The 17,433-nt window shown below is 71.4% G+C and carries 12 protein-coding genes and 2 tRNA genes; 5 read left to right on the top strand and 9 right to left on the bottom strand.

All coding sequences use genetic code 11. The features are described from left to right. Positions 1-277 precede the first annotated feature (277 nt). Positions 278-730, top strand: a complete 453-nt coding sequence (locus ACFOSH_RS25330) for an SRPBCC family protein (protein WP_378241549.1) — start codon at positions 278-280, stop codon at positions 728-730. On the opposite strand, the gene ACFOSH_RS25325 is transcribed toward ACFOSH_RS25330, so the two are convergent. From ACFOSH_RS25325 to ACFOSH_RS25305, 5 genes are read right to left on the bottom strand one after another with little or no spacing between them, the layout of a single operon-like run. Next, positions 696-1,127, bottom strand: a complete 432-nt coding sequence (locus ACFOSH_RS25325; RefSeq protein ID WP_378241548.1) for a MarR family winged helix-turn-helix transcriptional regulator — start codon at positions 1,125-1,127, stop codon at positions 696-698. The two genes, ACFOSH_RS25330 and ACFOSH_RS25325, sit on opposite strands and share 35 nt — an antisense overlap. Further along, entirely contained in the window at positions 1,124-1,504 is a 381-nt protein-coding gene (locus ACFOSH_RS25320) for a hypothetical protein (RefSeq protein ID WP_378241547.1), read from the bottom strand. Before ACFOSH_RS25320 ends, ACFOSH_RS25325 begins: the two co-directional genes overlap by 4 nt. Positions 1,505-1,540: 36 nt before the next feature. Next, entirely contained in the window at positions 1,541-2,770 is a 1,230-nt protein-coding gene (locus tag ACFOSH_RS25315) for a glycosyltransferase (protein ID WP_378241546.1), read from the bottom strand. Then, a complete protein-coding gene (locus ACFOSH_RS25310; RefSeq protein WP_378241545.1) occupies positions 2,767-3,600 on the bottom strand; it encodes an SDR family NAD(P)-dependent oxidoreductase in 834 nt (277 codons plus the stop codon). The genes ACFOSH_RS25315 and ACFOSH_RS25310 overlap by 4 nt, the downstream gene beginning before the upstream one ends. Continuing rightward, a complete protein-coding gene (locus ACFOSH_RS25305; protein WP_378241544.1) occupies positions 3,597-4,643 on the bottom strand; it encodes an alpha/beta hydrolase in 1,047 nt (348 codons plus the stop codon). Before ACFOSH_RS25305 ends, ACFOSH_RS25310 begins: the two co-directional genes overlap by 4 nt. Positions 4,644-5,090: 447 nt before the next feature. Here ACFOSH_RS25305 and ACFOSH_RS25300 point away from each other — a divergent pair, with 447 nt between their 5' ends. Genes ACFOSH_RS25300 through ACFOSH_RS25285 form a run of 4 tightly spaced genes read left to right on the top strand, consistent with a single transcriptional unit; the run spans position 5,091 to position 13,213 of the window. Further along, positions 5,091-5,750 (top strand): hypothetical protein, encoded by a 660-nt coding sequence (locus ACFOSH_RS25300; protein WP_378241543.1) that lies wholly within the window; start codon positions 5,091-5,093, stop codon positions 5,748-5,750. 40 nt (positions 5,751-5,790) lie between these two features. Then, positions 5,791-7,536: a fatty acyl-AMP ligase gene (locus ACFOSH_RS25295; protein ID WP_378241542.1), complete on the top strand. Its 1,746-nt coding sequence runs from the start codon at positions 5,791-5,793 to the stop codon at positions 7,534-7,536. After that, positions 7,533-11,729, top strand: coding sequence for a beta-ketoacyl synthase N-terminal-like domain-containing protein (locus tag ACFOSH_RS25290; RefSeq protein WP_378241541.1), 4,197 nt, complete (start codon positions 7,533-7,535; stop codon positions 11,727-11,729). The genes ACFOSH_RS25295 and ACFOSH_RS25290 overlap by 4 nt, the downstream gene beginning before the upstream one ends. Further along, positions 11,726-13,213 (top strand): MFS transporter, encoded by a 1,488-nt coding sequence (locus ACFOSH_RS25285; protein WP_378241540.1) that lies wholly within the window; start codon positions 11,726-11,728, stop codon positions 13,211-13,213. The genes ACFOSH_RS25290 and ACFOSH_RS25285 overlap by 4 nt, the downstream gene beginning before the upstream one ends. A 206-nt stretch (positions 13,214-13,419) precedes the next feature. On the opposite strand, the gene ACFOSH_RS25280 is transcribed toward ACFOSH_RS25285, so the two are convergent. The 4 genes from ACFOSH_RS25280 to ACFOSH_RS25265 form a co-directional block, all read right to left on the bottom strand. Further along, positions 13,420-13,491, bottom strand: a tRNA-Val gene (locus tag ACFOSH_RS25280). A 36-nt stretch (positions 13,492-13,527) separates the two neighbouring features. Further along, a tRNA-Val gene (locus ACFOSH_RS25275) sits at positions 13,528-13,602 on the bottom strand. A 79-nt stretch (positions 13,603-13,681) separates the two neighbouring features. Then, positions 13,682-15,526, bottom strand: coding sequence for a serine/threonine-protein kinase (locus ACFOSH_RS25270; RefSeq protein ID WP_378241539.1), 1,845 nt, complete (start codon positions 15,524-15,526; stop codon positions 13,682-13,684). A gap of 9 nt (positions 15,527-15,535) precedes the next feature. After that, positions 15,536-17,419: a serine/threonine-protein kinase gene (locus ACFOSH_RS25265; RefSeq protein ID WP_378241538.1), complete on the bottom strand. Its 1,884-nt coding sequence runs from the start codon at positions 17,417-17,419 to the stop codon at positions 15,536-15,538. Positions 17,420-17,433 lie beyond the last annotated feature (14 nt).

The following is a 17,433-nucleotide window of genomic DNA, read 5'->3' as shown; positions in this document are numbered from 1 at the left end:
CGCGTCCTCTTCGAGATCCAACACACCTTGAAGTCGATCACGCGGTGGCCGTCCTCATACCCACGACACGCCGCCACATCACACACTGCTGCTGCCGTACTAGTAACAAGTGTCGTTCTAACGCGACTTGCCACTCACGACCAACCCGACCCACCGGTCATCGCCGCCCCGCCCAGTAGGCACCGAAGACGCCCTCGGCCTGACGCGACTCAACGCCGCGGTTGACAGCGGCACTAGAATTCAACCAGACGGTTGAATACCCTGCGGAAGAGAACCGATGCCCGACCTGACGATCACGCGCCTCCTCGACGCACCCCGCGAGCTCGCCTTCCGGGTCTGGACCGATCCGGACCATCTCGCCCACTGGTGGGGTCCGGCCGGATTCACCGCCAAGTCCTGCACGGTCAACCTCACCGAAGGCGGCCGCTGGCGCATCTGCGTCAGCGACGGCGAGACCGAACTGTGGGCCTCAGGCGTCTACCACGAGATCGCGCCGCCGGAACGGCTCGTCTTCAGCTTCGCCTGGGAGGAGCCGGAAGGCGCGCGGGGACACGACACCCTCGTCACGATCATCCTCTCCGACCGCGACGGCAAAACCGAGATGTCCTTCCACCAAGCGATCTTCGAGACCGTGGCGGAGCGCGACAGCCACGCCGAAGGCTGGCAGTCCTGCTTCGGCCGCCTCGCCACCTATCTCACGGAGCGTTCAGCGAGCGGGAGCGCTCGATGAGGTCACCCATGGCCTGCTGGAAGTCGCGGCGCCGCCGCGCGCTCCATCCGACGGTCAGCTGAGCGAAAATCTGTTCCTGCCAACGGTGAGCCTCGTCGAGCATGGCCCGGCCCTCCGGGGTCAGCGAAACCTCGCGACGGCGCCCATCGGTCCGGGATGCCGCCATGGCCAGGTAGCCCGCCTCGATCGCGGCCTTGACCAGCCGCGATACGCCGCTTTGGTCGATGCCGATCTCGACGGCGATCGCGTTGACCGTCGCCGGGACCCCGCGTTCGGCCAGGGAGTGGACGGCCTCGCCGACGAGGACGAGCCGGCCTTGATCAGCGGCGTCATCGGCCGTCGACCGGCGCGCCCAGTGCCGCACGAAGGCGAACAGGGCCTGCCCGGGGCCGCTCATTCGGTGGCCGCCATCTCGCGGCAGAGGTAGGCCAGTTCGAGCGCCGACTTCAGATCGGGAAGCCGGAGCGCCGCGGTGACCCGGCCTTCGGCCACCCGGAACACGGTCGCCACACGAGTCGGCCCTTTGCTCTCGGGCCAGGTCGCGTCTTCCTCCACCACCATGAGCCGATCGCTGACCGGATGCCATGATCGCGGGTCCAGTGTGATTCCCGAGCGGTGCACCCAGTCGGCGAACTGCTCGGACGTGATCGGCCCGGCCCCTTTCGGCCCGAGAACGACGACCGGATCGCCGACGGCTCCCGCCGATCGCCTCAGGTCGCCGTCGTTGACGCTCTCGTGCCACTCGTTGATCGCTGCCTCAAGGGTCGATTCCATGCCACAAGTGTATGCGAAACGCATAGATCTCGACAGCTAGCCCACTCTTTGCAGCACTTCGCGCGCTCGCGCCACCCCGTCTTCCTCGCGCAGCCGCCCGGCGACGTACTGCGCCCCGCGACGGAACAGGAGGTTGCCGGACAGTTCCAGCAGCCGCGCGGTCAAGGCGTCCGCGGTGAGCTCACGTAGCGGCAGCGGACTCGGTCCGGCACCGAGGCGGGACACCCGATCGCCCCAGTAGGGCTGGTCGGAGAAGACCGGGCAGACCAGCGCCGGAACCCCCGCGCGCAACGCCGCCGCGGTCGTGCCCGCGCCGCCGTGGTGCACCACCGCCGCCGTACGGGGGAAGAGCCAGTCGTGCGGAACGTCTTGAACCGTCAGCAGATCGTCCTCATCGGACTCGGCATCGGTACCGAGCAGGCCGCGCAGCCCCACTCGCCGCAACGCCGTGCGGACGGCGTCGAAGGTCCGCTCCGCCTCCGAAGGCCGCATGCTGCCGAAACCGACGTACACCGGAGGCGGCCCTGAGGCGAGGAAGTCCCGCAGTCGCGGGTCCGGCCGCCACGCGGCGGGGGTTTCGAGGAACCAGTACCCGGTGACGTGGACCCTGGCGGGCCAATCCTCCGGCCGGGGCACGACGGCGCCGGAAAACCCGCACAGCACCGCGGTTTCCGCCCGCCGTGGTCCACGCCATCCGGCCTCGGGGAGGCCGAGCGCCCGTTCTCGCCACCGGTCCACCTCGGGCCGCAGTACCTGCCAGGCGACGGCGTCGACGGCGCGAAAACTCAGCCGCCGTCCGCACGGTCCGGCCTTGGCAGCCCACGGCAGCAACGGATGCGCGAACGTCCCTGTCGGCACACTCGGCTGATAGTGCAGTTCGACGTCGGGGACGCCGAGTGACGCGCCCAGATGCGCGCCGAGGAAACCCAGCGTCGGGGCGAGCACGAGGTCGGCCCCCGTCGCTCCCTGCTGGACATCGGCCAGCAGGCGCTCCAGCACGGGAGCCAGCGCGCCTCGCAGCCCGCGCAGGAAGGTCGCGGGATTGCGCCCGCCCTCGGTCCATTCACGGCCGCCGTCCGAACCGAGGATCTCGCCGGGATCGGCCGAGAGCGGCGCGAACTCCAGACCGTGCCCGGTCACCCAAGCCCGGAACCGTTCGGCCGCCAGCACCCGGACCCGGTCGCCATGGAGACCGCGCCCCAAGGCGATGCACGGCTGGACGTCGCCCCGCGAACCGGGAGCGACGATCACGACCAGCCGGGTCACCGCTTCGCCGCCGTCAGCCGGTAGCGAAGCCGGAACGGCAGGTTCGCCAGTGCCGCCGCGATCCGCGCGTCCCGGCCGATCAGGTAGCGCGGCGCGACCCGGCGGGCGGTCAGCGCGTGGACCACGACCCGGGCCGCCCGCTCGGGCGGTACCCCGTTGCGCGCCGACCGCTCCGCGCTGCGTTCGGCCTCGTCCAGTTGCGCCCCATACCTTTCCCGCGCGGCTTCCGGCAAAGCGGCACGTACTTCTTCCGCGGCGGCGCGGGCGCGCGGCCAGATCGAGGTGGCGACAGCGCCGGGCTCGACGAGGACGACGTCGATGCCAGACGGCGCCAGTTCCGCGCGCAGGCTGTCGGTCAAGCCGACCAGCGCGAACTTCGACGTGTGATAGGGCCCGACCATCGGACCGGCGATGCGCCCGCCCATCGACCCGACCGTCACCACCCTGGCGGCGGACGCGGCCCGCAGCGCGGGCAGCATCGCCTGCGTGACGGCGAGCTGACCGGTGACGTTGACTTCCAGCTGCTGCCGGAAGTCCTCGAGCGGGACGTGCTCAAGCGGTCCCGGCCGCGCCATCCCGGCGTTGTTGACCAGACCCCGCACCGGCCCCGCCGCCGCGACCTTCTCCCCGCACGCCGCGATCGACGCGGTGTCCCGGAGATCCATCCGCAGGACGGTGACCGCTTGGCCATAGGCGCGGGCGAGATCCGATTCGTCCGCGTCGGTGCGCACACTGGCCCACACGTGGGCGCCCCGCCGGACGAGTTCGGTCACGCAGGCCCGTCCGATCCCGCTCGAAGCCCCGGTGACCACAAAGGATGGACGTGTCACGACATCTCCCCCGCCTTCACCGGCGCCGAGAGGGCGCGCAGCATCCGCGGCCAGGTCTTGTGCAGCTGGTCCTGCCAGTACGCCCAGTGATGCGTGCCGGGTCCGTAGAAGTCCGTCATGACCGGGACGCCGAGCCGGTTCAGCCGGTCCGCCATCGCGGCGGTCTGGCCCGAGCACAGGAATTCGAGCAGCATCGCGCCGGGCAGCACGTCGATCGGGAGCTTCCCGTCGAACGGCCCGGGCAGGCCGTTGCCCGTCGACAGGTACAGCTCGGTGCCGCGCAGGCGGTCGGCGTTCACCAGCGGATCGTGCGCGTCCCAGCGGGACGCCTCGCGCCGCCGGTCGCCCCAGAGCGCCTCGGGATCCTGCCGGGCCGAGGCGACGATCGCGCTGGTCAGCAGCTCGCCGTACGGTCCGGTGGGGTTGAGATTGCCGCTGAACGAACCGGCGAACCGGAACACTCCCGGCCTTCGAGCGGCCAGTTCCACCGCGCCGTATCCACCGAGCGAGAGCCCGGCCGCGACCCGCCGCCCGTCGCCGCGATAGCCGCGATCGATCAGCTGCGGGATCTCGACGGCGGTGAAGGTCTCCCATTGATTCAGGACGACGTTCTTGCCGTAATTCCACCAGTCGGAAAAGAACCCCGCGGAACCGGAACCCGGCATGACCACCAAAGCGCCGGAGTCGTCGGCGAGTTTCCGGATGTCGGTGTTGGTGGTCCAGCCGCGATAGTCCTGCAGCCGCGTCTCCCCGGCGAGCAGGTACACCGCCGGCCACTTCCGGTCCGGTTCGGCGGCCCACCGCGACGGCAGGATCAGCCGGACCATCGCGTAGCTCCCGACGCCGACCGAGCGCACGGTGAGATCCAGCATTCGCGGGTCACCGTCCACAGTGGTCTGTGCGACGACGTGCGAGCCGTCGTCCGCGCGGGCGTCCGGGACACCGCCCTCGGCCCGCGCCGGGGCGACGGCGACGCTCGGCAGCAAGCACGCCACGGCCGCCAGCACCGCGACGACCCGCGGCCGCCTCGAAGTATTGCGCATACGTGATCCTTTGTCCCGGTCGTTCGACAGAATTCGAAAATGTGACGGCGATTACTCGCGAAAGAAATCCGGAGGTGCCACCACGTTAAGCGGAAGAGCCCTCTCCAAGCAATTGTCCTGTCCACAATCCGGGAGGACAATGTGAATGCCAGGGAAACAAGAAAACCTTCCACCTCCCCCATCAGGGTGACCCATCGCTCACGGACAGTGAACGACATTGGCACGGCAGTACCAGACTGTGTCGCGCACCTGCGAAAAGTCCCGAAGCAGCAGGTCACACCCAGTACACGAAGGACATTTACGTTCTCTTGACGCCTTCCGGTATTCGATTTCCCGCCGTAGCCTTCGTCGTGCCGCCCGGGTTCGGCGTCCCCTGAAGCGACCCCGGCGCTTACGTCCCACCGAAGGGACCGTGACCCCCTCAGGACCCTTCCGAAAGGGCTATTCATGACTGCCCGAATTCGTGCGCTCGTCGTCTCCGCCGCCGCGGTGGCCACCATTTCCGGCATGCCTGGAGAATCGATTCAGGCGGCCGCGGCACCGCCTTCCCCCACTGTTCCGACCGCTGCTCTCTTACCTGAGGAGACAGTCCCGCACGCGTCCGCGCGCGACGGTTTCGACCTGACTTCGGCACTGTCCACCTCAGACCGTAAGGAGAGCCGGGTCGACGTCGGCGGCTGCGGGGACGTCGTCCACGGCAGGCTGGTCGGCGACAACGCCGCCGGCCAGGGTTTCCAGTCCGCCGTGCCCGGCGGCCAGGTGTCCGAACTGGTCGCCCGTATGACGAACCCGCCCGATCTGGCGGCGTGGGCCGCGCAGGCAGGGCGGTGCTCGAAGGTGACGGTCGACGACGCGGCCGGTACCGCGCTGTCGACCGTCACCGTCCACCCCGCACCCGTCGTTCCGGGCGCGAAAACCCTTTCGTACGAACAACTCCTGACGCTGCCCGGACAGCCCCCCGAGCTGCCCGGACTGCGTCTGCGCACCGTCGCCATCGCCGCCGACGACGTCTTGGTCGTGCTTCGTGACGCCGGGACGACCGGCCTCGACCTCGACGCTCTGGCCGTCGCCGCCTGGCAGCACGCCGCCGGACCGCTCGGCCGCTGATCCCCGTACGACCCCCGCCCTGAACACCCGAGGAGACGCCATGTCCCTGGCCCCCGAAAACCTGCCCGCCACGGCCGGCCCCACCCTCCCCGCCTGCCTCCGGCATTGGGCGGACACCGACGGCGACCGGCCCGCGCTGACCTTCGCCGACTTCTCGGCCGATCGCGCCGGGCGACGGCGGACCCTGACCTGGAAGCAGCTCCGGGAGCGCGTCGACGCCGTCGCGGGGGCGCTGCCCGTCCGGCCCGGTGACCGGGTGGCCGTGCTGTGCCCGCAGAGCGCCGACTACGTGGTCGCCTTCCTCGGCGCGATCACCGCCGGGGCGATCGCCGTGCCGCTGTTCGATCCCGGACTGCCCGGCCACGCCGGACGACTCGCCGCGGTGCTGACCGACTGCTCCCCCACCGCGGTCGTCACCACCGCCGCAGCCGAGGACGCGGTCCGCGAGTTCCTGGCCGGTCTGCCCGGCGGTGACCGCGTCGCCGTCGTCGCGGCCGACAAGCCCGCCGAGGGGCCGACCCGCGCGTGGCCCGCCCCGGATCCGGTGCCGGACGACGTGGCGTATCTGCAGTACACCTCCGGTTCGACCCGCAGCCCGGCAGGAGTGGTGCTGACCCACGCGAACGTGCTGGCCAACGTCCGCCAGGCGGTGCACGGACTCGGCATCGACCCGGCGACGGGCACCACGGTCTCGTGGCTGCCGCTGTTCCACGACATGGGTCTCGTGCTCGGCCTCATCACCCCGCTGGCGATGGGCATGCGGTCGGCGCTGATGGATCCGCTGGCGTTCATCGAGCGCCCGGTGCGCTGGCTGGAACTGCTCGGCGACTTCAACGGAAGCTGGAGCGCCGCCCCGAACTTCGCGTTCCACTACGCCGCGAGCCGGGTGCGCGAGGAAGACCGCGCCAAGCTCCGCCTCGACCGCGTCGCCGCGATCGTCAACGGCGCGGAGCCGATCAATCCCGACGTCCTCGACCGCTTCCACGCCGCCTTCGCCGATTCCGGCTACCTGCCGGAGAAGACGCGACCCTCGTACGGGCTGGCCGAGGCGACGGTCTTCGTCACCACCGGCACCGGTGTACCGCCGCGCGTCACCACGTTCGACCGTGCCGCGCTGGGAGCGGGGACGGCGCGACAGGCCGACGACGGGCTCCGGCTGGTCGCCTGCGGTGTCCCGGTGGGTCAGCAGGTCGCGCTGGTCGACCCGGAAACCGGCGTCGCGCTGGCAGACGGCTCGGTCGGCGAGATCTGGGTCCACGGCCCCAACGTCGGCACCGGCTACTGGCAGAAACCCTTGGAGAGCACCGAGACCTTCGGCGCCCGGCTGACCGGCGACCACGACGGGCTCCCGGCAGGGCCTTGGTTGCGCACCGGGGACCTCGGCGTCCGGTACGACGGCGAGGTCTACATCGCGGGCCGGATCAAGGACCTGCTGATCGTCGACGGCCGCAACCACTATCCGCAGGACGTCGAAGCGACGGCGGCCGCGGCCGACCGCGACATCCGTCCGGGCAGTGTCGCCGCGTTCGCCATCGAAGGCTCCGACACCGAAGCCGCAGTCGTCGTCGCCGAACACCGCGGTCACACCGCACTGACCACAGAGGACGAACGCGCCCTCGCCGTGTCGATCCGGCGGCTGGTTTCCGACGCGCACGGCCTCGCGCTGTGCGACGTCGTCCTCGTCCCGGCGGGCCTGGTCCCGCGGACCTCCAGCGGCAAGATCGCGCGTAGCGCCTGCCGCGACCGTTACCTCGCCGGCGACTACGGAAAGGCCTTGGCGCGATGAGAAACCCGTCGTTCGACACCCCCGCGATCCGCCGCTGGCTGCTCGACACGGTCGCCGAGCACACCGGCGTGGAAGCGACCCGGCTCGAAGCCGATCGCCCGCTCAGCGACTACGGCCTGTCCTCCCGTCAAGCCGTCGGTATCGCCGCCGATCTCGAAGACCTGCTCGGCACCCCGCTCCCGGCCACCCTGTTGTGGGAGAGCCCGACCATCGACCACCTCGCCCGGTCCCTCACCGGCGGCGCCGAACCGGAGCCGGAACCGGCGGGCACGGACCGCCGCCAGACCGATCCGGTCGCCGTCGTCGGCCTCGGCTGCCGCTGGCCGGGGGCGAACGGCCTCGACGAGTTCTGGGACCTGCTGCGCGGCGGACGGGACGCCGTCCGGACCGCGCCACCGGGCCGGTGGAACGCCGACGCGGCGCCGATCGTCGGCGGCTTCCTCGACGACGTGGCCGGTTTCGACGCCGAACACTTCGGCATCACCCCGCGCGAGGCGTCCACAATGGACCCGCAGCAGCGGATGCTGCTGGAGGTCGCCTGGGCGGCCCTGGAGCACGCCGGGATCGCCCCTGTCTCCTTGCGCGGCAGCCGGACCGGCGTGTTCACCGGCATCTCCACCCACGACTACGGGCACCTCACGATGTCCGGCGGCGGCGTGGATCTGTGGACCGCCACCGGCGCGGCCGGGAGCATCTCGGCCAACCGGCTGTCCTACGTCTACGACCTGCGCGGACCGAGCATGGCGGTGGACACCGCGTGCTCGTCTTCGCTGGTCGCGGTGCACCACGCGGTCCGCGCGCTGCGCGACGGCGAGGCGGATCTCGCCTTGGCGGGCGGGGTGAACCTCATGCTGCTGCCCGGGCCGACGGCCGCGTTCGCCGCGGCGGGCCTGCTCGCCGGGGACGGCCGGTGCAAGACGTTCGCCGCCGACGCCGACGGCATCGCGCGTGCCGAAGGCTGCGGCGTCGTCGTGCTCAAACGACTGGCGGACGCCGAGTACGACGGCGACCGGGTGCTGGCGGTGATCCGCTCCACCGCGGTCAACTCCGACGGCCGGTCACAGGGCATGGCGGCACCGAACCCCGTCGCCCAGCAGGACATGCTGCGCACGGCGTACCACGGCGCCCGGCTCGACCCGTCCACTGTGGACTACATCGAGGCGCACGGGACAGGCACGTTGCTGGGCGACCCGATCGAGGCTCGCTCGCTCGGCGCGGTTCTCGGCAAGGGCCGCCCGGCCGACGCCCCGCTGCTGATCGGCTCGGTGAAGACGAACATCGCGCACGCGGAGGCGGCCGCGGGGATCGCCGGGCTGATCAAGGTCGTGCTCGCGATGACCCGTGACGAATTGCCGCCCCAGCTGCACTTCGCCGCACCCAACCCGCACATCCCCTTCGACGACCTGCGGTTGAAAGTGGTGACCGAACCGACGCCCTGGCCACGCCGGTCCGGCCGCGCGACGGCGGGAGTGTCCGCGTTCGGGTTCGGCGGGACCAACGCGCACGTCGTCCTCGAACAGGCCCCGTCGGCGGACCCGGCACCGGAGCGCGCGGACGTCCGGATCGGGCTGCTGTCCGCCCGCACCCGCGACAGGCTCACCGAACGCGCGACGCAACTGGCGAGCTGGCTGGAATCCACGCCGTCACCTTCCCTCGCCGACGTCACCCACACCCTGTTCCGGCGCGACAACGGCGGACCGCACCGCGCCGCCGTCGTCGCCGGGGACACCGCCGAGCTGGCGATCCTGCTGCGAGCCGTCGGCGCCGGTGCCGATCCGCTGCCCGCGGGCGCTGTCACCGGTAGCGCGCTGGGCACCGACGGCCCGGTGTTCGTCTTCTCCGGCCACGGTTCCCAGTGGCCGGGGATGGGCCGGGGACTGCTGGCCGCCGAACCCGCCTTCGCCGCCCAGGTCGACAAGCTCCACGACCTGTTCACCGAGCACACCGGCCGCTCGCTGCGCGCCTTGCTCACCACCGAGGATCCCTTGTCCCTGCCCGAAACCCAGACTGCGATCTTCGGGACGCAGATCGCGCTGGCCGCCCAGTGGGAGGCGCTCGGTGTCCGGCCCGCGGCCGTCGTCGGGCACTCCCTCGGCTCCGCGGCGGCCGCCGTGGTGAGCGGCGTGCTCACCCCGGACGAAGCCGTCCACCTGGTCGCGACCCGGGCCCGGCTCCTGGGCACCATCGGGCCGGGCGGTGCGATGGCGGCGGTGGAGCTGGCGCCGGAGGAACTGGAGCTGTACCCGGACATCGAACTCGCCGTCGAATCCGCGCCGGGTCAGCTGACCGTCGCCGGGGACGCGACCGTCCTCGACCTGCTCGTCGCGGAACTCGAGGCGGCCGGGCTGACCGCGCGGCGGCTGCCTGTCGAGGTCGCCGGGCACTCCGCCCGCGTCGACCCGGTGCTGCCCGCGCTCCGGGAGGCGCTCGTCGAACTGGGCGGCCGCCGCCCGGCGGTGCCTTGGTACGACACGGTTCTCGCCGATCCGCGGGAGCTGCCGGACTTCGACGCCGGGTACTGGGCCACGCACCTGCGCCGTCCGGTGCGGTTCCGGCAGGCCGTGGCGGCCGCCGCCGCGGACGGGCACCGCGTCTTCCTCGAGGTGTCACCGCATCCGATCCTGCGGGGTTCGGTCGCGCGGACGCTCGCGGCCGAGGGGATCCACGACGCCGTCGTCACCGGGACGCTGCGCCGGGGTCAGGACGAGGTCCGCGCGCTGGGCGCCGCCGCGGCCGAGCTGTACTGCGCGGGTACGCGGATCACCACCGCCGCTCCGGACGACGGCGCCCGGCTGGTCGACGTCCCGCCGATGCCATGGCGGCATGAACGACACTGGTACACCACCGCCGAGGAGCCTCCTTCGTTCGCCGCGCGCACCCAAGAGCCCGAACCGGCGAAGAGCAGTGGCGGTGACCGGCTGACCGAGATCGTCGCCGCCGTCATGGGACTGCGTCCCGACCGCATCGACATCGACGTCCCGCTGGTGGACCTCGGGCTGGATTCCTTGATGGCGAACCGGATCCGGGAGGCCGTCCGCCGGGAGTTCGGCATCGAACCCGACGCCGCCGGCGTGCTCCGGGGCGCCACCCTCGCCGATCTGAACCGCGACCTCGCGCCGCGTGAGAACGAGGATCCGCGCCCCTCACGCGGCAGGGCTTGGGACGCGGCCGACCGGCTGGTGCTGCGCCTGTGGCAGGAGCACACCGGCGCCGACGCGGGCGGCACGCACGTCCGGCTGACCGAGACCGCCACACCGGACCGGCTGGCCGAACTGCTCGCCGAAGGGCTCAGCACCGAACTCGACACGCCTGTCGACGCCGCCGAACTCCGACGGCACGACTCCCTCGCGGCCATCGCCGACGTCGCCCGCGCCGTCCTCGACACGCGGGAGGAAAAGGGCCCGGTGCACGTCCTCGCCCCAGGTGAGACAGGGGTCGCGCCGCTGCTGCTGTTCCACCCGGGCGGCAGCACCTGCACCGTGTACCGGCCGCTGCTGGACCGGCTGCCCACCGCGGTGCCGTGCGTCGGGTTCGAACGCGTTCCCGGTGTCAGCATCGAGGAACGCGTCGAACACCTCTTGCCGTTGGTGCGGGCGCAACGCCGCGACCGGCCATATCGGCTGGCGGGCTGGTCTTTCGGCGGGGCGCTGGCCTACGGCGTCGCCGCACGGCTCGCCGAGGAAGGCGAAGAGGTCGAGTTCGTCGCGCTGATCGACACCATGCTCCCGCTCCCCGAGCCGGACCTCGATCCGCGCGCGTCGTCCGCCAGGCGATTCCTCCGGTTCACCGGCTACGTCGAAGGGACCTACGGCCGCGAAGTCCGGCTCGGCCACGAGGAACTGACGCCACTGCCCGAGGAGGAACAGATCGAGCTGACCATGCGACGGGTCGCCGATGCGGGCCTGCTCAGCCCCGGCGTGCTCCGGCATCAGCGTCAGTCCTTTTTGGACACACTGGCGGCCGAACGCGCCACGCCCCGCCGCTACGACGGCCGGGTCGTGCTGTACCGGGCTGTCGAGCAGTACGCGGCCGGACTGGCGATGGAACCGCGGTACTCGCGCACGGATCTCGCGGCGGGCTGGGCGGAGTTGTGCCCGGAGCTGGAGATCGTGCCGGTCGAGGCGCATCACCTGTCGGTCGTCGACCCGCCGCACGTCGATGTCGTGGCGAGGCATCTGGCCGGGCTCCTGTGACCACGGCCCGGGCCGAGCGAGCGGTCGACCGCGCCTGGCCGCTCCTGGTAGTACTCGGCGCCGGGCTCTTCCTCGTCGCGGTGGACGCGACCGTGCTGCACGTCGCGTTGCCCGACCTCGTCCGGCAATTGCGGCCGGGCGCGGCGGCCCAGGTGTGGATCGTGGCGATCTACCCGCTGACCGCCGCGCCGCTGCTGCTGCCGTTCGGCACCCTCGGCGACCGGTACGGACGGCGACGCGTGCTGGTCGGCGGGTACGTCGTGTTCGGGGTCGCGTCGCTCGGCTGCGCGTTCGCTCCGAACGTGCCGATACTGCTGGGTTTCCGCGCGCTGCTCGGCTGCGGTGGCGCGATGATCATGCCGGTGACGATGTCGCTGCTCCGGGAACTCTTCCCCGAGCAGCGGCATCGCCGCACGGCGATCGCGGTGTGCAGCGGGATCGCGGGGACCGGCTCGGTGTTCGGGCCGATCCTCGGCGGCGTGCTCGTCGAGACGTGGGGCTGGCGGGCGACGTTCCTGCTGAACCCGCCGGTGATCCTCGCGGCGGTCGCGCTGGCCCTGCGCTGGCTCCCCCGGAGCCCGCCGGGGCGGCGGCCGTGGGACGCGCTCAGCGCCGCCCTCGCGGCGGGCGGTGTCCTCGGGATCGCCTTCGCCATCGGGCACCCGGGGTCCTGGCTGTCTGCCGTCGCTTCGGGCGTGATCGGGAGTGTCCTCATCGGACTGTTCCTGCGCCGCCAGCGCCGGACCGATCCGCCGCTGCTGGACCTCACGCTGTTCCGGCTGCCCGGCGTGCGGGCCGCGGTGGGCGGGGTGCTGCTGGTGATGAGCACGCTGGTCGGGCTCGGCCTGCTGTTCGCCCAGTACCTGCAAGTGGTGCTCGGACTCTCCCCGACAGCGGCGGCTGCCCGGCTGCTCCTGGTGCTGGGCGCGTCGGCCGTCGGCAGCGTGGCGACCCCTTCGCTGCTGGGGCGCTTCGGCAACGCGCGGGTCCGCACGGCCGGGTTCGCGGTGGCGGCGGTGTCGTTGCTGGTCCCGGCCGCCGGGTCGGCCACGCTGACGTCGCCGGTGCTCCTCGGCGCAGGTCTGACAGGACTGGGGCTGGGGATGGCCCTCGCGCTCACGTCGAGCACCGACACCCTGCTTTCGGCGACGTCGGCCGACCAGGCGGGCGGCGCCGCGGCGGTGGAGAAGACCGGCTACGAACTGGGCGCCGGTTTCGGGACGACGGTGTTCGGTTCCCTGGCCGCCGCCGTGTACGCGGGTCACCTCGCCGTCCCGGCCGGAGTACCCGAGGCGGCTCGGCGGCTCGCTCTGTCGGGCCCCGCTCAAGCGGAAGCGGCTGCTGCGGGGCTTTCGCCGCGTTTAGCCGGCGAAGTGCTCGATGCCGCTCGGGCCGCTTGCACCGCCGGACTTCAGGTGTCGGCGGCCGTCGCTTGTGGACTGTTCCTGGTGGCGGCCCTCGCGAGTGGCAAGAACGGTTATTGAGAGGTGGGCAAAGGTGTCGGGGTGGTCGCTGGCCTGCGTGTCGGCGAGGCGTCGGTCCGGGGGTCGTGAGTGGCGTTTCGGGTTAGAACACGAAACGCCACTCACGACCACCCGCGAACAAGACACGTCCGCCTTACCCCTGACTAACCGTCCTCACCACGCACGAGAAAAGGCCCCACCCTTGCCGGGTGGGGCCTTGCCTGCGGTGGGCGATACTGGGATCGAACCAGTGACCTCTTCGGTGTGAACGAAGCGCTCTCCCCCTGAGCTAATCGCCCGCTGTACGAACTCCGGTTCACCTGGGGAAGCGAACCTGGTGCGCGATACTGGGATTGAACCAGTGACCTCTTCCGTGTCAGGGAAGCGCTCTCCCGCTGAGCTAAACGCGCGTGATGTAGTTGTTCGTACGAGAGATACCTTAGCGGACCCCGTTTCCTGGCCGTCACAGGGGTTGCCTATCCGCGTGACTCAGGGTTTCGGCAGCCGCGAGGCGATCGAGCCGGCGATCTCCTTCGCCCGGTCGCACGGGCTTCCGCTTCCCTCACGCGCGAGCAACCGGACGGCGACGTGTTCGGCCTCGCGGTCCGAGAGCACGCGGTGCTGCCAGGTCACGGCGCAGTTCGAGTCGCCGAACTCCCGGACCTCGCCGTCGACGCCGCTCCCGATGTCGACCGGCGAACCCTCGGGCACGAACGCGCCACGCTGCAGTTCGACGGTCAGCGTGTCCCCGCCGCCCACCCACTCGCAGATCCGCAACGTCCGCGGCGCGGGTTGCGTGTTGGGCATGTTCTTGGTGAGCACGGCCGGATCGGCGACGGCGCACGGGTCGAGCGGGAGGATGCTCACCGGCTCGCCGGGACGGTCGACCTCGTGGGTACGCAGCCGGGCGAGGGCGGCGGTCAGCATGTCGTCGGCGGCTTTGCAGGGATCACCCTTCTTGCCGGGGTGGGAGACGACGACGCCGAGCCGCCGGTCCGTCGGCAACTGGGCGACCGAGTCGCATCCGCCGCTGATCGTGCTGCGCAGCAACGGAAGTCCTTCGGCGGTGCGGTCGGTCCGTTCGAGGCTGCTGGCTGTCACGCCTTCGCCGAGCCGGAGTTCGAAGGTGACGCCCTCGAGGCCGGTGTACTTGCAGCGGGCCGGGTAGCTCGAATCCGTGTCCGCCTTCAGGGTGCCGAACTCCTGCACGAACCGGCCGGCGAGCACCTTGCACGGGTCCACCAGGCGCAGGCGTTCCGGGCTGAGCGCCTCGGTCGCCGCCAGCGACGTCGTTCCGGGGCTCTCGGGTTTGGCGTAGTCGGCGATGGAGAGGCCGAGCGTGACGATCCCCGAGACCACGAGCAGGACGACGGCGGCGAGCGAGCCGAACAGAATCTTCTTCGTCCGCGGCGCCATCTTCTTCGGCGGCGGCCGCCAGATCGGCAACGGCAGGGCCAGCACCGAGCGCACCTCGGCGTCCTGCCGCTGGATCCGGGCGTGCACGGCGGGCGGCCAGGGCGCCACGCCCGGCGGCACCGGTCCGAGGAAGTCCAGGATCTGTTCCGGGGTCGGCCTTCGCGCGGGGTCCTTGGCCAGGCAGGGTTCGGCGAGTCGCCGGATTTCGTCCGGGACGTCGCTCACGTCCGCGGCGGCGTGCACGACGTTATACAGCGTCTGGGGTGCGGTGGGCCCGGTGAACGGGCCGCGGCCGGTCGCCGCCATGACCAGGATCGCGCCGAGGGAGAACACGTCACTCGCACCGGTGACCTGCCCGCTGCCCGCCTGTTCCGGGGACATGAACGCGGGCGAACCGATGATCGCGCCCGTGCCGGTGAGTTCCTGCGCCTCCTCCGCCACCCGCGCGATGCCGAAGTCGATCACCCTGGGTCCGTCACTCGTCAGGATGATGTTGCTGGGCTTGAGATCCCGGTGGATCAGCCCGGCACGATGGATCTCGGTCAGCGCGGCGGCGAGCCCGGAAGCCAGCAGGCGCACCGACTCGACGGGCAGCGGCCCGGCGCCGTCCACCGCCTCCTTCAGGGACGGTCCGGTGACGAAGACCGAGGCGAGCCACGGGGCTTCCGCTTCCGCGTCGGCGTCCATGACAGCCGCGGTGTAGGCGCCGGAGACCAGCCGCGAGGTGGAGACCTCGCGGCGGAACCGCTCGCGGAAGCGTGGGTCGTGGGCGAACTGGGCGTGCAGCTGCTTGACCGCGACGAGCCTGCCGTCCGGGGCGAGGCCGAGCACGACCCGGCCCATGCCGCCTTCACCGATTTCGGCGATGATCCGGTACGGGCCGACCTGCCGGGGTTCGCCGGGGTGCAACGGTTTCACTGATCAGCCCTAGGGTTTCGGAAGTTTCTGCAGCAGTTCCCCGGCGAAGCCCTTCGCCTTCTCGCAGGCTTCGTCGGCGGTCATCTTCGTACCACTGGTGCCGATGGTCAGCTCGACGTTCTCCCCGTCACGGTCGCCGGCGGACCGGTGCTGCCAGGTCAGCGAGCAGCTGGAGCGGGCGACGCCGTCGTCCTTCTTCGCCAGGTACACCTTGGCCCCGCCGAGTTCCAGGGTGGCTGTCCCCGTGTAGTACGAGTCCTTCGACTGGACCGGCGGGTAGGCCCGCACGAGACTCAGCCGGACACTGCCCGCCGCGTCGTACCGGCATTGGTGCAGATGTTCGCGGATCGTTTCGACGACCGGGCCGATCAGCCGGTCCGCGGTCGCGGGGCCGACCAGCGCGCACGGGTCCAGCGGGGCCAGGGTGCCCGCCGGAAGCTCGCGATCGTGGCCACCGGCCCGGATCCGCTTGACGGCGTCGGCGAGCGCCGCCTTCACCACCGAGCACGCCTCGTCCTTTGTGGACATCGAGTTCACGTCGGCGCTGAGTTTCGTACTCGGCAGGCCGGTGACCGGTACGGCGACCGCGCACGAGTCGCCGGAGCCCTTGATCCGCAGCGGAAGCCCTTCCAGCTCACCGCCCGCTTCACCTTCGACCAGGTCGCCACCGACCTCCAGCTCCAGCCATTTGCCCGCGGGCGAGGAGTACGTGCACGAATCGAAATGCATGTCGATCTCCGTGCTCAGCTTGCCGAAGCCGGGGACGTCACGCCCTTCGAGCACCTTGCACAGGTCGACCTTGCGCAGGCTGTCCGGACCGAGCGGATCCGGGTTGACCGGTGTGGTCACCGGCACGTCCGGTGCCGCCGGCGCGCTTGGCGCGGCGACAGCCGGAGGCGGGTCGTCCCCGGTCAGCGACACCGCGGCGACGACACCACCGGCGAGCAGCGCCACGGCGGCCGCGGCGAGTCCCGCGTACAGGCCACGACGGGATCGCTTCGGCGGGGGCGGGTTCAGCAGTCGTCCGACCTCGGCCTGCTGCGTCTCGATGAGGTGCGAAACCACCGGCGGCCATGGACTGGTCGTCGGCGGGATCGGGCCCAGCCGCTCCAGCACCCAGGCCGGGGACGGCCGGTCCGCCGGTTTCTTCGCCAGGCAGGGCTCGACGATCCGCCGGAGTTCCGGTGCCAGATGCCGCAGGTCGGGCTGGACGTGCACGACGTTGTAGAGGGTGTGCGGAGTGGACGTCCCGGTGAAGGGATTCGACCCGGTCGCGGCCATCACCAGCAGCGCGCCGAACGAGAACATGTCGCTCGCCGGGGTCAGCGGCTTACCCTCGGCCTGCTCCGGCGACATGAACCCGGGCGAGCCGATCACAGCGCCGGTGTGCGTGAGTTCGGAGTCGCCTTCGACGGCTCGGGCGATCCCGAAGTCGATCACGCGGGGGCCGTCACCGGCGAGGATGACGTTGCTCGGCTTCAGGTCCCGGTGGATCAGCCCGGCACGGTGGATGTCGCCCAGCGCCAGCGCGAGCCCCGCGGCGAGATGCCAGACCGCCTGCGGAGGCAGTGGCCCGCCCGCCGAGACCGCCTCGGACAGCGCCGGTCCCGGCACGAACACCGAGGCCAGCCACGGTGTCGGCGCGTTCGGATCGGCGTCCATGACCGGCGCGGTGTAGGCGCCGGACACCAGGCGTGACGTCTCGACCTCGCGGCGGAACCGCTCACGGAAGCCGGGGTCGTGCGCGAAACCGGGGTGGACCTGCTTGATCGCGACCAGGCGCCCGTCGGACGAGATCCCGAGCAACACGCGGCCCATCCCGCCCTCGCCGAGCGCGGCGAACACCCGATAGCGCCCCACGCCGGTGGGTTCGCCGGTGTTCAACGGCTTCACGAAAGGCCCCCTTG

Origin of the sequence: Amycolatopsis speibonae (genome assembly GCF_042647925.1) — a bacterium.
Classification (GTDB): Bacteria; Actinomycetota; Actinomycetes; order Mycobacteriales; family Pseudonocardiaceae; genus Amycolatopsis; species Amycolatopsis speibonae.
Note: the sequence above shows the minus strand (reverse complement) of the source record. Positions and strands in the feature narration are given on the sequence as shown.